Here is a 16,798-nt window from a genome sequence, read left to right as displayed (position 1 = left end):
GAAATAAAATGAAAAAAACAGTATTATTAGCTGCTATTTTGGTGCAAACCTTAGCAAACGCACAACTTACAGACAGTATAAAAAGATTAGTTCCTGTAAAGGGCGCATTAAATTTTAGAGATGTTGGCGGTTACAAAACTACAGACGGAAAAGAGGTTGTATGGGGAAAAGTATTTAGAAGTGCGGGCGTTGATAAACTAACTCCAGAGGATATAAAACTTTTAGATAAAAAGAAAATTCATACTGTGGTTGACTTTAGAGGTGTTGCCGAATCAAAAGCGGCGCCAGACCGTTTACCACAGAATACAGATTATACTTTGAGTCCAGCTGGAAGCGACAGTATTCCAAATCCGGCGCAAATGGTTAAGCTTTTGAAAGAAGGCGGTTTTCTTGAAAAATTTTATGGCGTGGATGCCGTAAAATACAGTGGTGACAGATTCCGTCCGTTATTTGTAAAACTTTTAACTGCCGATAAAAAAGAAGCCGTAATGTACCATTGTACAGGAGGACGTGATCGTACTGGTATGGCAACTGCTTTATTTTTGTATGTTTTAAATGTGCCTGAAAAAACCATCGAAGAAGATTATGTAGCTTCAAATGTATATCTTAAAAAAATGAACAAAGGAATGATGGCTCCTCTTGCTAAAATGAGCGGTCTGACAGAAGTACAGATTGAAAATGAAATGGCATTAAAGCCAGAACTAATCCGTTCTTTCTTTGGAGGCATCAAAACCCAGTACGGAAGTGTCGAGAACTTTTTGCAGCAGGAAATGGGAATTGGCCCAAAAGAAATAAATCTTCTAAGAAAAAAATATACCAAATAGTATTTTCAAGTTGTTGTTTTGATGAAGGCGATTGATTTATTCAATCGCTTTTTTTTATCCTAGCATTTAGTTTTCATTTTCAGCATACTTAATCATTTCAAACACAGCTTCAAGAACAAGCAGCGTTTTTAATCGGGTGCCGCAACTCAGGTAAATCCAAGTGCCTTTGGCTTCTTCTGCTGGAAACATACAAGTAATTTGCCCAATATTTACCGTGTATTGGGTTAGATCATCTGTTCTGAATTGGATTGTTTTCATATAGCAAATTAAAGTGTATTAGTCATGATTTTTCAATATCAAAGTTATCTAATACAATTTGCTTTTCTATGTGGCAGAATTTAAAATTACATTATAGCTGTTTGAAAGAATCATCAAGAAATTTAAAAAAATCCACCTTGGCTGGACCTTTCATTTGCTTATTATTAATAAAATGTAAAATCAAACTATAATCTGTTGCGTTCAGCTATCCAATTGTAAATATCTGTCTGTGCGCGTCTTTGAGTTTCATTATCTTCAATTTCCAATTCATTATTGCCATCGCTATTTACAGTCCTTCTTTTGCTATTATCCTCTAACTGCATCTGAATTATTTTATTTATCTCTTCAATATGCTTTTCATCATATAATGGAAAAGCCACTTCTATCCTTCTGTTTAAATTTCTGCTTAACATATCTGCAGAAGATAAATAGATTTTTTCCTGACCGTTATTGGCAAATTTGTAAATTCTGGAATGCTCCAAAAACATATCCACAATACGATAGATTTTTATATTCTCTGATATTTTTTTTATTCCTGGCAAAAGCGTGCATATTCCTCTTACGATTAATATCACTTCTACGCCCGCTTTGCTTGCTTCAATAAGTTTGTCAATGATATCTCTCTCATCCAATCCGTTTACTTTTAAAAAGACTGATGCTGGTTTTCCTGCTTTTTTATTTTTTATTTCGGCATCTATCAATTCGAGCAGCCTTTCTTTCATATTAAAACCCGCAGCTAAAATTTGCTTTGGCTCAGTTCCTTTTTTCTTGGTTTTTAAAAATGAGAAAACCTTCTTTAAATCATTTGTATAGGCAGCTTCTGCTGTAAAAAAACCAAAATCCGAATAGATATTTGCTGTGCTTTCATTAAAATTTCCTGTTGACAGGTAGGCATAATTCTTTTTGTTACCATATTTGTCTTTGACCGTAATCATGGCGGCTTTGGCATGCACTTTTAAATTGGGAAGGCTTTGAATAATTTTAATTCCTGCCTTTTTCATTTCTTTAGACCAGTACAAATTATTATGTTCATCAAAACGTGCTTTTACTTCAACAAAAACGGTTACTTTTTTGCCGTTTTTTGCAGCGCTGATTAAAGCATTTGCGATTAAAGATTGAGAAGAAATGCGATACAGCGTAATTTTAATCTCCGTAACATTTTTATTTATTGCGGCCTGATTAAAAAACTGAAGCACATAATAATACGACTGATAAGGGAAATGCAGTAATTGATTGTGTTTTTTTATGGCATCAAAAATCGAAGTTTTGTTTTCAAAAGGCAGATGCGGAAGATTTGGATAATTTGCTCCATTCAATTTTGGCTTAACTGGATTTGGGAATTTAAATAAATCAAAAAAATTATGATGGCTCCCGCCTTTTATCATTTCACTTTTGTAAAGTTTAAAGGCTTTTTTGCAGATAGAAAATGAATCTGCATCCATATTGGAATCGTATAGAAATCTTGTTGCTGAACCCCGTTTGCGTTCTTCGATTTTTTCTTCAATTTTGGCTATTAAATCGCCTGTGTTTTCGTCTTCAATTAAATAATTTTCATCTCTATTTAATTTTATAGCATTGCACGAAATGATTTTTTCTTCCGGAAAAATCAATGATAAACATTTTCTGATTATAGTATCAATTGAAATAATATAGTTTGAATTTTCTATGCTTTGAAGCTGCTTAAAACGATCCAGTTTATCTGAAGGAATATTTAAATATGCAAAATTATAATTGCCTTTCCTGTCTTTTAATTTTACCAGAAAATATAAACTTCGATTATTCAAAAAATAGGTTTTAGGCTGATTAAAAGTGATGTAAACAACCTGAATATAAGATAAAACAATGCTTTTAAAGTAGTATTCGATCTCTTCTAAATGTTCTGGCAGCAGTTCCTGATATTCATAATAAATGATGTCATTTAGAGCCAATTCAGTTAAAATGGAATAACTCCAAATTTTTCCAAATCTATTTTGCTGCAGATTTACCTCCCTTAAAACATTCTCTAAAAGATGGGTATTTTTCTTATTCTTTTTTTGCAGCTTATTTATTTTGACTCTGAAAAACTCATCTAAATTAGAAGAATGAATAGCCAAAAATTTAATTCTGTCGTATACTGCATTATTTAAGTCTTCAGCTTCATCCAAAATACAATTATTGAAAGAAAGCCATGAGATTTCTGAAGGAATAAGGTGGTTTTGCACGTTTTATGTTTTGATGGTTAAAACTGAAATAGCAATACTAACTTCGTAAATTTCAGGCATAAAACGTCATTTATTCTTCAATAAAATTAGCTTTTAACCATAAGTTAATATGGCATTTACAGAAAATACATTTATCCTGTAAAATTTCTATAAAAAAACCTCTAAGTTTTTAAAACTTAGAGGTCTTACAACTATGATATTTTTAAATAAAAAAAGAAATAGACCAATTTAGCCCGCTGTTCTCCTGACTGGTTCGCAAGATAGTTTTCTATTCGCTTTATTAATTGCCGCACGAACCGTCTTTTTCTTGTACTCATATTCTTCAATGCATTTTTGAAGTTCATGAAATAGCGATTGATACTTTTTATGCAATCCGTCCAGAGACTCCATTGCCGCACGAACATCATTCTCCTGTGACTGTTCCAGAACATCTGGAAAGGCAGAAGATAAGGCTTCAAATTTATCAAAGGCTGCAGCAAGAGTTCGGTGCTCTCTTAAATCTATTCCTTTCATTTTCAATACTATTCTATAGTTTAATTAATTTTTACAAAGTTTTAAAGTGCCCTTCTTTTTAATACTTTTTCAGGATAATCCGTAATAATTCCATCTACCTGAAGCTGTATCATATTGTCAATCGCCGCATCTTCATTCACAGTCCATGGTATGATTTTCATCTTCATCAATCGAAGTGAATCGACTTCTGCTTGGTTTAGCAATTTATAATGCGGACTGTAAATCTCAGGTTTAAAATCAAGTAAAGAAAGATTTTCAGCTATACTGCCTTCTCCAACCAAATACGCAATTTTTATTTTTGGATATCTTTTGTGCATTACATTTAAAACTGTCGGATCAAAAGACTGAATATTGATCTTTTTTTCGACACCTTTTTCTTTTATGATTTTCATCACCAAATCAGTAAAAGCCTCAGGTTCTGGCTGTCTTTTTCCATAATCCGCTTTTTCAGATTTGATTTCGATATTGTATCGTACTGGTTTTAAATTGTTCTTGGCAATATACTGTTCAACACTATCAATGACTTCTGAAAGCAGAGGTTTGTATGTTTTTTGTTTCTGCTGCATCGGGAAAGCTGTATTTGCTCTTGAACCGCCATCAAACTTTCTAATGCTATCGTATGTCATTTCATAAAGGTTATAGCTCTTTTCTTTGTCTTTTGCAATTGGCTTTCCTTCAGTATCGGTCATATATTGCGAAGACATAAAAGGTTCATGAGAAACGACTACTTTTTGGTCTTTAGAAATTACGACATCCAATTCTACCACATCAGCACCTTTTTTTACAGCACTGAGAAAAGCAGGAATTGAATTCTCAGGAAAATTCCCTCTATCGCCGCGATGTCCCTGCACTTCAATAGCTTTTTTTGATGCAATTGCGTTTTGACTATTACAGAAACATGACCATAGTATAGCCGTTAAAACAAAGAATATATTTTTGATTTTTAGCATTTTATTTCACTTTATCAATTCTGTAAGTGGTATTTGCCGAATGCGTTTTGCCAAACATATCAGTAGCTTTGATCTCAATAGCATGCTCGCCAATAGCAAGGTCAGAAGGAATATTTCCTCTCCATACATGCGTGCTTTTTTCTGGATCTGATGAACGTTTTCCAGGCATAAGCACTTCAGACAATTCCCATTCGTAAACCAACTCTACATACGATGGGTCTTCTACTTCTACGTAATTCATCTCTTTCCATTCTCCTTGATCTACGCGATACACCACTTTATCTTTTTTACTTCCCATAAAAAAATTGGCAAATACACCAGATTTGGTACGTTTTCCTTTCGCTACGACTTTTGGAGCAAAAACTTTCATTTGATACTCTGCTGGTTTTCCTGCTGCTTTGTAATCAACCGTATATTTATTTCCATTAAAATGAATAAAAGCATAGCCTTTTGGAGTTCCGTCTCGCATAACCGAAATTGGAATTCCCTTTTCATCCAATTTTCCAGAATACCAGTCTCCAGATGTTGTTCCGATATTGTAATGATGATGTGGCGTTTCTTGTAACCAGCCGTCTTTTTTATCGAAAAAATCTTGTCTCTGCAAATGGGTGTGTGCCGAAAGTGAAAGTGTATTTGGGAAATCCTTCAATAATTCAAATAACTTCTGGCGGTCTTCGTCTCTAAATGAATCATCTTTGCTGTCCGGCTCACTTATCGGAATATGGAACGCCATTACAATTAAATTGTCTTTTGGAACCGTTTTTAAATCATTTTCTATAAACTGCATCTGCTCTTCTGTAAAACCTCCCCAATATCCTTCATGATCTCTTGGATCTGGATACAAAACATCGTCCAAAACAATAAAATGAACTTTTCCGTAATTGAAAGCATAATTGGCAGGACCAAAATGAGCTTCATAGGTTTCATCTGCCAGATTATCTGCTTTGGCATCAAAATTTAAATCGTGATTTCCTAAAAGATTATACCACGGAATTCCTACTTTCTTTACCGCCTGAATATACGGATTGAATAAGCTAAGGTCATTTCCAACCAAATCTCCCATACTTAATCCAAACGGAATATTTTTAATGCCTTCAACTTCCGCTACAATTCCTCTGGCAAAAAAATCAACTTCTTCCAGATTATAGGGCTGCGGATCTCCAAAAACAAGCGCCGTAAAATCATTGGTTTCCTTCTGCGGAAGCAATCCGAAATCTACAGATTCTGGTAATTTTCCTGTTGGAGCAACTCCTTCAAACTTTCCTTTAGGAGAACCAGCTGGTTTATAATTATAGAAAAACTGAGGCAAATTATCTTTATTAACCTGAATCTTGTATCCCGAAGGTTTGATTACAGCAATTATAGCATCACTTTGAAGCGGCAATTGGTAGTTTCCTTTTTTATCGGTCAAAACAACTTCACGCCCATTTGTAACCGCGACATTTGCAATTCCTTTTTCTTTTTTTTCTTTTTTTCCGTTTTGATTTAAATCTTCAAATACGATTCCTTTTACGGTTGTCTGCGCTGTTAAAACTCCGCAAAACAACATAGCGCTATATATAAATGTCTTTTTCATTTTTTCTAATTTTATTTATCCCACCAAACTTTAGTATTGATATTATCTCCTCCAACCATTTCAACTGCCTTATGGTAATTTTCAGTATTTTTAATCTGCTGATTGTCTGGATAAGTAAACCTTGACGGCATAACTCCATTGTTTAACATTGCAGTTGTTGTTGGCAATACAGGAAATCCTGTTCTGCGGTATTCAAACCATTGCTGGTAATCTGTAAAATATAAGGCGTAATATTTCTGGAGCATGATTCTTTCTAATGTTCCGTTATACTGTGCTTCTGGTTTGTTAAAATAAGTAATGGGAGTTGTCGCTTTTACTTGCTCAATCGCGGCTCTAACACCTTTTTCATAATGTCCAGCAGCATCGGTGATAAGCCCTCTCTGCGCTAATTCTGCTTTGATAAATTCAACTTCGGCATACGTTAAGAGAAATATCTGCATCGGGTTTTGTGCCTGAACATTCAAAAGTGTCGAAGCATTGTATTTGAACTGCGAATCTGAACCGGCATAAGCGCTCGTAATTCCTTTAAATCCAATTGGCGCATTGGTTACCAAAGCCGTTGCTCCCGTTGCAATTATAGCTCTTCTTGGGTCTTCCAACGTATTCAAATTATCGATAAAAAAGGAAGCCATTTTTATATTCAAGTTAAAATCCTGTGGTCTTCCCCACGGAGAAACATTTGGAGAAACACCTGTTACTTTCAAAATAGCACTTTCGGCTGTATTGGTAAAAACAGGATAAATCTCAGGATGATCTGCCATATAAGCCAATTTTGCAAAAGCTCCCGTTTCTGTTCTGTTTGAAACTCTTAACAGCAATCTCATTTTAAGAGAATTCGTAAACTTCTTCCATTTCAGAACATTATTTTGAAACAAAATATCTTCTGTATAAATCATAGCTTTACTTGTATCATAAAGCGTATTGGCTCTTTCTAAATCGGTTAAAATTGTTTCATAAATAAACTCCTGCGTATCATACTTTGGATACAAAATGCCATCTTCTCCGCTTACTGCTTCGGTCATAGGAACAGGCCCGAAAAGATCAGTAAGATTAGCATACACCAACGCATTTAGCGTTAACGCAACTGCTTCATAATTGCCGTCTCCCGCTTTTACTGAAGCCATGCGCATTTCTCTAATATTGTTGAGCCATTTGTAATAATTATTCCACGCTGAGTTTCCAATATTGTTACTTACGTCATAACGGTGCAAACCTCCCGAGATACTCGGAAAAGGAAGCGAAACCTGCATTAGATTGAAAGTAACATCTACACTCTGTGTTGCGTTTTGAGAAGCAATTCCGTAAATAATCGGATTGATTAAAGTGCCCGGACTTATTTCAGTAATAAGATTAGGATTCTCGTTTAGTTCTTCATAACCTCCTGTACAAGAAATAGTCAGTCCTGTAAGCAGTAATAGTATTGCTGTAATTTTTATCTTTTTCATTGTCTTATTATAAAGTCAAACTTAAATTGAAACCATAAGTAGCTGGAGATGGCATCTGCCCCATTTCGATACCTGGCAAAATGGTGTCTCCATTTAATGCTGCTGTCTCAGGATCGTAAATTGGGAAATCTGAAACGGTTGCTAAATCTCTTCCAAAAATTGAAAATTGAAGCGACTGAAGTCCTGTATTTTTCAGCCATCTTTTTGGCAAGTTATATTGAAGGCTGATCTCGCGAAGTTTTCCAAAAGAAGCATCAAAAGAGTTGGATTCGATATTGGCTCTTCGATAGTAACGAGTATACCAATCTGCCGTTTTCACTTGTTTTGTATTCGGAGAATAAGAACCGTCTGCATTTTGCACTACACCTTCACCAATGATAAATCCAGTTTCTCTACCCATACTATTTGAGTTTAATTTTCCTTGTTCAGAAAGTTTGTGATGTGTCTGCGAATAAATAATCCCGCCGTACTGACCATCAATTGTCACATTCATAGTGAAATTTCCGATTGAAAAACTATTCGTTAAACCTGCTTTCCATTTTGGACTTGCATCTCCGATATATTGTATTTCCTCAGGATAAGCTGGAAGACCTGCATTATCATAAACAATCTGACCGTCAGGAGAACGTACAAATCCGAAACCGTAAATGGCGCTTGTTGTTCCGCCTACTTTTGCAATGATAGAAGCCGTTCCTCCTGTGCCAATAATCTGCTGACCATCGATTCCTTCTGGCAATTCCATTACTTTATTCCAGTTTCTTGACCAGTTTGTCGTTGCATTCCATTTGAAATTTTCTCCATCAATAATTTTTCCGCCAAGTGTAAGTTCTATACCTCGGTTTCTCACTTTACCTCCATTCAAAACCGCTCCGCTGTAACCTGTTGAAAAATCCATCGGAATATCGATAATCTGGTTTTTAGTTACGCTTTCATAAACCGTAGCATCTGCCGTAAGTCGGTTTTTAAACATTCTGATTTCAAAACCTGTTTCGAAACTTGTTGTAATTTCAGGCTTAAAATGGTCGTTGTATAAAACCGTTAAAGTCTGCGCAGAACTTGGAAAAGCACTTTGTCCGTAATATTTCTGCGTTTTGTACGGTTCTGTATCATTTCCTACCTGAGCAAAAGAAAGTCTGTATTTCAAGAAATCAATTGATTTTGGAAGCGAAACCATTTCAGAAATCACCGCACTTGTATTAATCGACGGATAGAAAAATGAATTATTTTCAACTGGAAGCGTACTCGTCCAGTCGTTTCTTCCTGTAATATCAACAAAAAGCATATCGGCATAAGACATCGATACCAAACCATACAAACTGCTCATTTTTTTATATGCATCACCCAAAGTCAAAATTGGCGCGCTTGAACCGTTTGAAAGTTTATAAACTCCAGGCACAACCAAACCCGTTACTTCAGCTTCTGTTCTTCTGTACTTATAACTCATAGCATTTCCTCCAGCTGAAGCAGCAAGAGAGAATTTATTTCCGAAATCTTTTTTATAAGAAAGCAAAAAGTCAGAGTTGATTTCCTGTTTGAAAACATCTTGCCTTTCATAAAATCCTTTCGCATATCTGTTGATACTGTAAGGTCTTTTTTGCTCTCTTGTCTGATTGTAAGTGTTCATAGACGAACGAAGCATTAATTCCAGATTAGACGATAAAGTAATGTTGGCAAAAATATTCCCTACAATCTGGTCGCTGTCTAATGTATTGGTCGCTTCATAAGCAATTAAATACGGATTGTCTATAAAAGAACTAAAGGGATGCAGCTGCTCGATCTGCTCTTTGCCTTTTACCCAAATTGGACGATACCAATCTAAATCGATATTTGGCTGCTGAAAAATCATAAAATATGCAATAGAACCATTGTTATAACCCGTAGACGGAAGATTATCACTATTTCTAGTATTGTAATTTATTGCAGTCCCTAGTTTAATTCTGTCCGATACCTGATAGTTGGCATTAACAGCAGCGGTAACTCTGTCAAAACCAGTATTAGGCATTATCCATTCATTTTTTTGGTTTCCAACAGAAAGACGCATCGATCCTTTGCTGTCGCCTCCCTGAATAGAAATATTATTATTTAAAGTCACACCAGTTCTCCAGAAATCTTTGCGATTATCTCGGTAAGATTGCCAAGGCGTTCTTTGTGCAGATTGTCCTTGTACAGCTGGATCATATTGGTAAAAATTCTGACCTGTAAATGCTGGTCCCCAAGCACTGCTGGTTCCGCTGGTTGAAGTTCCGTCTGCAGAAGTTCCATAAGAATAATATTGATTACCCGACGCATCTGGTGAATTTCCTGTTCCCTGTCCGTAGCTGTACTGATAATCTGGCCATCTCTGAATCACATCAAATGTTGCTCCTGTATTCAAAGAAATTCCTAAACCTTTGTTTTTCTTTCCCGATTTGGTCGTAATAATTAAAGCTCCATTGGCTGCACGGCTACCGTAAAGAGCAGTTGCACCTGCACCTTTAAGAACCGTTACTGCATCGATATCATCAAGATTAAGATCTGAAATTCCGTTTCCGTAATCAATTGGCGAATCTTCTCCCATGTAAGCACTACTTGATCCAGAAGTTGTCATCTCAGCATTTACAGGAACTCCATCTACAACAATAAGCGCATAGTTTCCTTTCGGGCTTAATGATCTGTTTCCTCTTAGCGTAATCTGCTGTGAGTTTAACGGACCAGAACCCGTTGAAGTTATACTTAAACCTGCCACTTTTCCTTTTAATCCAGATGACCAGTTATTTGGTCTTCCCTGCGATAAATTATCAGATTTGATAGTCTGTTGCGAAAACCCTAATTTTTTTTCTTCTCTTTTAATTCCTAAAGCAGTTACCACAACTTCGTTAAGTTCGCTTGTACTTAATTTCATTACAACTGTAATTGGATTACTGCTCGCTGGAACCTCTTGAGAAACGTATCCCATATAAGAAACGACAAGTATAGCAGAGGCATTTACAGCAAAGCTGAAATTTCCTTCCATATCTGTCATTGTATTGGTTTTTGTTCCTTTTTCAAGAATGGTCACCCCTGGCATCGGCATGCCACTTTCGTCCAAAACTTTTCCTCGCACATTCATTTGCGCACGAAGACTGCGGGTAACAGTAATGGTATTGTTTAGTTTTTTAAATGAAAGTCCCGTTTTAGAAGCTACTTTTGCAAGCACTCCATCAAGACTTTCTTTTTCTGCATAGATTGAAATGCGCTGTGATGTTCCAGATATCTTTTCATCAAAAACAAATGTAAAGGTCGTTTTCTGTTCAACAGCTCTGAAAAATTCTGTAATTGTGGCATCTTTAAGATTAAGACTTATCTGCGCATCTTTTGCAGACTGTTCTGATGCAAATCCTTTAAAGGAAAAAATTAATAAAATCATTAAGTAAAGATTTTTCATCTTTATATACTTATTGAAAAAAAATTGTAGTTTCGTATTCATTACTATTAGGCTATAAATTTTATTTTTAGTCTTTTTAAATCGCCCGTTTCCGTTGCACCGGAAGCGGGTTTGTTTTTTGTTTTTAAGGAGTCTTTTTTCTTATAGTTATTTGTTTTTTAGTTGTGTAATTTATTTTTAGGTTTTTCAAATAGGCAATACTTTCCAGAACATTTTCCAGTTTTTCATCTTTAAACTTTCCAGAAATAGTAAGGTTGTTTAATTCTGGATCTTCTATTGTAATATCTACATTGTACCAGTTCTCAATAATTTTAACGGTTTCAGAAAGCTTCGTGTTTTTAAGCATGATGGTATTACTAATCCAGGCGATTTTATCTTTACTATTTTCTTCAGAAATCTGCAAATCTGAATTCTTTATCAAATCGGCCTGTTGATTTTTGGTAATCTGCACTTTTTTTCCAGTTGGTGAAGTGACTTCCACTTTTCCTGTAATAACGCTTACTTTGGTGTCGTGATGATTGTATGAATTAATGTCGAATGAAGTTCCTAAAACTCTAACTTTTACGTCGTGTGTCTGTACAATAAAAGGGCGTTTTACGTCTCTAAAAACTTTAAAATAAGCTTGCCCTACAAGCTGAATATTTCTTGTAGTTTCAAATTCTTCCGGATACGTAATGCTGCTGTTTGAGTTTAGCACAATAACACTTCCATCTTCAAGAAAAATTTCTTTCTTTTCTCCTTTGGCTGCAATTTGAGTAATTACTGCAGGCTGGAAAATAAATTGAGCTGCAGAAAATGCAATCGAAAGTCCGATAACGAAAACCGCTGCGATTTTCAATACTTTTCGGAATGTATATTTTTTTGGTTTTACCTGTAATTCTAAAAGTATTTTATTTAGAATTACATCTCCTTTTGCATCAGATAATTCTATGTCTGATGATTGATCCTGCATCTTATCAAAAAATGATTCAACGGCCATTTTTTCTTCAGGCGTGCAGCTGCCTTCTTCGTATTTTTTTGCTAACTGCAAAAAGATTTCTTTTTTCAAAATATGTGCTTTTATAGACAAGTCACATTTTTTGAATCGAACAAGTAGTCAAAAACGCAGGCTTAACGTTTTCTTAAAACCAGTGTTTTTTAGTTAACATAAAAGAACGCTGCCCAGTAAAAAAGAAGATAATTATAAGACGCATTGTTTAAACGAAGCTGCTTAAGAGCATTGCTGATATGTTTCTCTACAGTATGAATCGAAAGGTTAAGTTTTGCCGCAATTTCAGCATTTGTAAAATGATCCATACGGCTTAGCAGAAAGACCTCTCTGCATTTTGGAGTCAGTTTATTGATCTGCTCGTTGATATTTCTCTCTAAATCAATGTATTCCAAATCGTTTATAGTCAGGCTCGGATCTGGAATACTCTCTATTATTTCAATATGCTGCTGATCAAATTTTAAGTTTCTAATTTGATTGGCAATCTTATATTTTACGGCTCTAAAAAGGTAAGCTTCAAGATTAAGAATTACAGTGCTAGAGGCGTTTTTCCAAAGACTTATAAAGATTTCCTGCACAATATCTTCGCAGATTGCTTCTTCTTTATAGATCTTAAAAGCATATAAGTAAAGTTTTTTCCAATATCGGTTGAAAATAACTGAAAACGCAGCGTCATTTCCTTCAAAAATTAATTTCTGAAGTTCGTCGTCCGGCATTTTCAAAAGATCTTTTTCCATGAGAGATTAAAAAAGCAAATGAAAAGCAACGGACAAAAAATACCTAAGAAGTTAATTTAACTTTGTGTTAAATCAACTTCATAAAAAAACGGAACAAGATCACTCCTATTCCGTTTTATTTTAATCTACTATTTTGCACTTTAAAAAAAGCACCTTTACCACTCAAAAAACTTACTATGCAATAGTGTATTTTTTTTCTGTAATGGTATTGGTCGTTTCAGTTGTTACACTATCTACAAATCGCCATTCAGCTTCAGAACCAGACGCTGTAAATTTTAAATAGACATATCCTCGTTTGTATAAATTGGCATATTCCAAATCATCTATCAATACTGAAAAGGCCTGCGCCAATTCAATCGCTTTTGAAGGATCGGATGTAATTCCAAGATAAGCTTCCAATCCTGGAGAAGAAACAGAACTGCAAGCTATTTCTGTTCCTATAAATTTCCCTTGCATATCAGTAAGTTTCCCCATCCAAGCATTATGAGTATCTCCCGCCAACACGACAACATTTTTTCCTGAAAGCATGGCATAAAGCTGTTCTCTTTCGGCAAAATAACCATCCCAAGCATCTAGATTATAAGGCAAAGTGGTTGTAATTCTGGCAATTTCCTGAGCAGTTAAAGAAGGATCTTTTTGCTGATATCTCATTTTAAGAACAACGAGTGCAGATATTGCATTAATTAGTGCCTGCATAGTAGCTGGCTGTGCACTTCCTAACTTATCCACTTCTGCCAAAATCTGATTAAGCAGCATTAATAATTCTGCTGGAATCATCATTTTCGTCATTAAAATCTGCTGACCTAATACTTTCCATTTGGCGGTATCTGCATTAATCTGTGATCCCAGCCAAGTCATCTGTTCATTTCCAATTAATTTTCTGCTTGTGCTTAAAAGATCAGTTTTAAACTTTGTTTGATCAAAATTTCCTCCATTATCAATATAATCAGCATAGCTCATCTGTTTATCTCTTGCAATAACTCTCGTATCCATCATATAAAGCGAAAGAATATTTCCAAAATTAAAACTTCTATAAATTCTAAGATCTTTCCCTGTTTTAAGAGGAATATATTCGCTGTAGGCTTGAAATGCAGCCATTTTTCTCATCTGAAAATCACCTTCCGAAGGCTGATGGTTTTCGGCGCCTGATTTATAGGAATCATTGGCAAATTCATGATCGTCCCAAACGCATATAAAAGGCTTTTTCTGATGAAGAAGCTGCAAGTTTTTATCTCCTCTGTATTGTCTGTAACGTTCTCTATAATCGCTAAGACTTGTAATTTCCTTCGCTGGTTTGTGTTCTCTGCCAAGCGGATTTGTAAACGGATTTGTCCCATACTGACCCGGAGCATATTCATAAATATAGTCGCCCAAATGCACCACTACGTCTGCGTCAGAAGATGCTATTGCACCGTATACATTAAAAAGTCCTGCTGGAAAATTAGAACAGGAGACAACAGCCATTTTTACATCATTAACTGAATCTGTTTTCGATGGCAGCGTACGCGTTTCTCCCGTAACGGTTACCTGTTTGGTTTTAGCATTGTAAAATCTGTAATAGTATTTTGTATTAGAGGTAATATTCTGAACATCTACAGCTATTGTAAAATCATTTGCAGACGAAGCATTTGCCTGACCTTTTCTGGTTACTTCAGAAAATGTGACATCTTTGCTAATCTCCCAAGTAATTTCAGCATCTGAACCTGCTGAATATCTTGTCCAGATAATCACACCTGTCTCTGTTGGATCAAAACTGGCTACTCCTGTTTCGAACCCTTCATTTTTCATTCCGACTGGCGCACCGCTGTTATCGGTTTTATCATCATCACTGCAGCTTTCAATAAGAGGTGCGATGAAAATCCCACCAGCTGCCAATAAAGAATTTCTAAGAAACCTTCTTCTGCTAAAATCATTGTTGTTTTCCATAAAAAAAATTTTATATCAAAAAAACAATCTATTATCAGAATTGAAGTTACGGCACTTTTAAAATTATATTAACAATATATTTACTATATAAATATTGTTTTACAAGCTTCTTAAAAGTATAAACATCCCAAAAATTCACTTTTCAGAATTTGCAAAGGATGCATTGACTAGAGATACAAATAGGGTATAAATAAAAAAACTGCAAAAAATATGCAGTTCTTAATTTTAATATCTTCCTCTAACCTATTATTCACTTCTTTTCGAATTTCTGCTATAGTTTTAATTCGTCCAGACTTAATCCAGTCAAGTAGTTCAGTCTTTTGAAAATACAGCCGCTTGCCCTTTTTGCTTACTCTAGTAAATAGTTATCTCTTTTTTTATACACAAATTTGTAGATTTTTTTTATGTCTTTACGGCCTAATATTTTATGGTTCGAGTTTTTACAACTCAAATTCTGGATCATGGTGCTGGCAAAATTCTAACGCAAACTACATGAATTTTGAGCTACAGTAAGCAATTGATTCGATAAAAGAAATACCGCTATTTTCTTAGACTTTTCTATTGTCATAAATTTATTCAAATAAATAACAATATCGGAGACGGGTTTACTATTCATGCTTTTAAGAAGCGGAAATAATTCTACCTGATCCAAATAAACTAGTGGTCGTTCCAGATTAGGGTGCATTAATGCCTGTTTTATCACTATGCAATCATTATCGATAGCGTATACAGATTTAAATGTAATATTTGGAGAAACTGCTATTTCTTCATTCCAAAGTTGGTGCAAGATATAATCAACAGGTATTGGCGCTGTCTGTTTATGATCAAATATTGATTTTTCAGTATTAAATTCTTTTTCCAGTTTGTTTGTAAATGCTGTTTTATGGTTCGAAATATCCAATCGGAAATTGATTCTTTTTATCCAGAATTCAGTTTTATCATGGCAAGCCCAGGCATTCTGATAATAATCAGTGGTCCAGTGTGCATGATTTACAACCGACTCTATCAATTTTTCTTCATAGAAATTCTTTGGATGTTCTGAATCCGGATTTTTCAGATAAGTATTTATTGCAATTGCAGCCTGCAAAGAAAAACGCATTGCTTTTTCGACACCAGTAGACGAAAGCGGATCTAATGTAAAAGCCGCTTCACCAATTTTTATAAACTGATTATTCCAAGGCATCTGACTAACAAATGATGTAACAGAACAGCTTTCAACAGCATTATCTTTTAACTGATTTACAAATGGTGCAAATAATTCGGTTTTGCGCATTAAATCCAAAAGATGCAATTCGCTTTTTTTGAATTGCACCGTATCCGTAAAAGCCATAATGCGATAGCGATTTCCACATACTGGAGATCCCCATAGCCAGCCATCATCAACAGCCTCAACAAATGCCTCATTAAAAACCGCATTATTATCAATATGTGTCCAGACTGCAATAGCAGGAGGCGCAATAGGAACTCTTTCATTCAAAAGCGTTCCTTTACGTCCTCTTGCATCTAAAACTAATTTTGAGTTAATTCTGATTTCAGATGAATTATGCACAATATCTAAAGTCCATCCGTTTTGGTCATTGACTGACTGTTTTAATTTCCCTGGCTGGATCAAATACAATCCTTTCGAAACGCTAAATTGAAGCAGTTCCTGATCGAGTTTCCTTCTGTCTACAATTATGCCTCCATTATTTTGTCCCAACCGTTCGTATATATGTCCTTTATTCTCCCAAATAACCTTGGCAGAAATAGTATTTAAATACATAGCATCTTCCAATAAATGGCCTGCATTCAAATAGTCGAAAATATTACGAATTCCGGGAGAAAGAGACTCCCCAATTTGTGATCTGGGAAACTCCTCCTGCTCCAGCATTCCTACTGTATAGCCCATATCTAATAAACGTATTGCCGCACATAATCCCGCAGGACCTGCTCCAAGAACAAAAACGTCAAAAGTTTTAGGAAATCTTTTCATTATCA

General features: G+C 35.2%; 12 protein-coding genes. 1 reads left to right on the top strand and 11 read right to left on the bottom strand.

Annotated elements, in window-relative coordinates:
• The first annotated feature begins 8 nt into the window (after positions 1 to 8).
• Complete coding sequence (locus RB618_RS15160; protein ID WP_308069511.1) at positions 9 to 824, top strand: tyrosine-protein phosphatase; 816 nt, start codon at positions 9 to 11, stop codon at positions 822 to 824.
• A gap of 66 nt (positions 825 to 890) precedes the next feature.
• Here RB618_RS15160 and RB618_RS15155 read toward each other — a convergent pair whose 3' ends face one another.
• The 11 genes from RB618_RS15155 to RB618_RS15105 all read right to left on the bottom strand — a co-directional run bounded on the left by RB618_RS15155 (position 891) and on the right by RB618_RS15105 (position 16,793).
• Positions 891 to 1,082, bottom strand: a complete 192-nt coding sequence (locus RB618_RS15155; RefSeq protein WP_308069510.1) for a hypothetical protein — start codon at positions 1,080 to 1,082, stop codon at positions 891 to 893.
• 185 nt (positions 1,083 to 1,267) lie between these two features.
• The gene (gene ppk1 / locus RB618_RS15150) at positions 1,268 to 3,283 is read right to left on the bottom strand and encodes a polyphosphate kinase 1 (RefSeq protein ID WP_308069509.1); all 2,016 of its coding nucleotides are present in this window, start codon (positions 3,281 to 3,283) and stop codon (positions 1,268 to 1,270) included.
• A gap of 228 nt (positions 3,284 to 3,511) precedes the next feature.
• Positions 3,512 to 3,796: a hypothetical protein gene (locus RB618_RS15145; protein WP_308069508.1), complete on the bottom strand. Its 285-nt coding sequence runs from the start codon at positions 3,794 to 3,796 to the stop codon at positions 3,512 to 3,514.
• Positions 3,797 to 3,837: 41 nt separating this feature from the next.
• Positions 3,838 to 4,746 (bottom strand): glycerophosphodiester phosphodiesterase family protein, encoded by a 909-nt coding sequence (locus RB618_RS15140; RefSeq protein ID WP_308069507.1) that lies wholly within the window; start codon positions 4,744 to 4,746, stop codon positions 3,838 to 3,840.
• Between the two features lies 1 nt (position 4,747).
• Positions 4,748 to 6,322 (bottom strand): calcineurin-like phosphoesterase family protein, encoded by a 1,575-nt coding sequence (locus RB618_RS15135; RefSeq protein WP_308069506.1) that lies wholly within the window; start codon positions 6,320 to 6,322, stop codon positions 4,748 to 4,750.
• 11 nt (positions 6,323 to 6,333) lie between these two features.
• The gene (locus RB618_RS15130; RefSeq protein ID WP_308069505.1) at positions 6,334 to 7,767 is read right to left on the bottom strand and encodes a SusD/RagB family nutrient-binding outer membrane lipoprotein; all 1,434 of its coding nucleotides are present in this window, start codon (positions 7,765 to 7,767) and stop codon (positions 6,334 to 6,336) included.
• 7 nt (positions 7,768 to 7,774) lie between these two features.
• Positions 7,775 to 11,152, bottom strand: a complete 3,378-nt coding sequence (locus RB618_RS15125; RefSeq protein ID WP_308069504.1) for a SusC/RagA family TonB-linked outer membrane protein — start codon at positions 11,150 to 11,152, stop codon at positions 7,775 to 7,777.
• Between the two features lie 142 nt (positions 11,153 to 11,294).
• Positions 11,295 to 12,218: a FecR domain-containing protein gene (locus RB618_RS15120; RefSeq protein WP_308069503.1), complete on the bottom strand. Its 924-nt coding sequence runs from the start codon at positions 12,216 to 12,218 to the stop codon at positions 11,295 to 11,297.
• 89 nt (positions 12,219 to 12,307) lie between these two features.
• Positions 12,308 to 12,895 carry an RNA polymerase sigma-70 factor gene (locus RB618_RS15115; protein WP_308069502.1) on the bottom strand — a complete coding sequence of 196 codons (588 nt, stop codon included), beginning with the start codon at positions 12,893 to 12,895 and terminating at the stop codon, positions 12,308 to 12,310.
• A 174-nt stretch (positions 12,896 to 13,069) separates the two neighbouring features.
• The gene (locus tag RB618_RS15110) at positions 13,070 to 14,821 is read right to left on the bottom strand and encodes an alkaline phosphatase D family protein (protein WP_308069501.1); all 1,752 of its coding nucleotides are present in this window, start codon (positions 14,819 to 14,821) and stop codon (positions 13,070 to 13,072) included.
• Positions 14,822 to 15,299: 478 nt separating this feature from the next.
• Positions 15,300 to 16,793 carry a tryptophan 7-halogenase gene (locus RB618_RS15105; protein ID WP_308069500.1) on the bottom strand — a complete coding sequence of 498 codons (1,494 nt, stop codon included), beginning with the start codon at positions 16,791 to 16,793 and terminating at the stop codon, positions 15,300 to 15,302.
• Positions 16,794 to 16,798: the final 5 nt, after the last annotated feature.

It is taken from the genome of Flavobacterium sp. LHD-85, from assembly GCF_030929595.1.
Taxonomy (GTDB): Bacteria; Bacteroidota; Bacteroidia; order Flavobacteriales; family Flavobacteriaceae; genus Flavobacterium.
This window is presented reverse-complemented; position numbering and strand designations above follow the sequence as displayed.